This window comes from Hansschlegelia beijingensis (assembly GCF_045505405.1).
Taxonomy (GTDB): Bacteria; Pseudomonadota; Alphaproteobacteria; order Rhizobiales; family Methylopilaceae; genus Methylopila; species Methylopila beijingensis_A.
On sequence record NZ_JBJKEX010000717.1, the window covers coordinates 1 to 564 of the forward strand.

Annotated in this window: 1 protein-coding gene; it reads right to left on the reverse strand. The window is 71.1% G+C overall.

Going from position 1 to position 564, the window contains the following annotated elements; translation table 11 throughout:
* Positions 1–527 (reverse strand): KdsC family phosphatase (locus tag ACIKT0_RS19780; RefSeq protein WP_407106948.1); only part of this gene is annotated, 527 nt, incomplete at its 3' end.
* Positions 528–564: the final 37 nt, after the last annotated feature.

The window sequence follows — 564 nt, forward strand, 5'->3', positions numbered from 1 at the left end:
CCCGGCGCGGACGTGACGTGGCGCGCGACGGCGAGCGCCTCCGGCCGCGCGTCGCAGGGCGCGATCGGGAACCCGACCGCGTTCAGGCAGTCGAGATCGTTGACGTCGTTGCCGATATAGGCCGTCTCGGCGCGCGACACGCCGTTCTCGGCGAGCCAGCGGTCGAGCTCGGGCAGCTTGTCGTCGATGCCCTGGCGGGCCTCGATCCTGAGCTTGCGCGCCCGCGCCGAAACCACCGGGTTGACCTCCTTCGACAGGATCAGCGTGCGGATCGTGGTCAGCTTGCGCAGCCGGTCGAGCCCCATGCCGTCGGAGCGGCTGGCGAACACCGCCTCGCGGCCGTCCTGGTCGACCAGCACCCGGTCGTCGGTGAACACCCCGTCGAAATCCATCACCAGCGCCTTCACACCCGCCGGGAAGACGAGCGGCGCGGGCCGGCGCGGGGCGAGAAGCGCCTCCGCCAGCGCGAGATCGGCGGCGCTGTCGATCTCGACAGGGGCGGTCTCAACCGGGATGTTCGGAAGCATCCTGCGCTTCGATCGGGCGCAGTATTCCTGGCGCTCG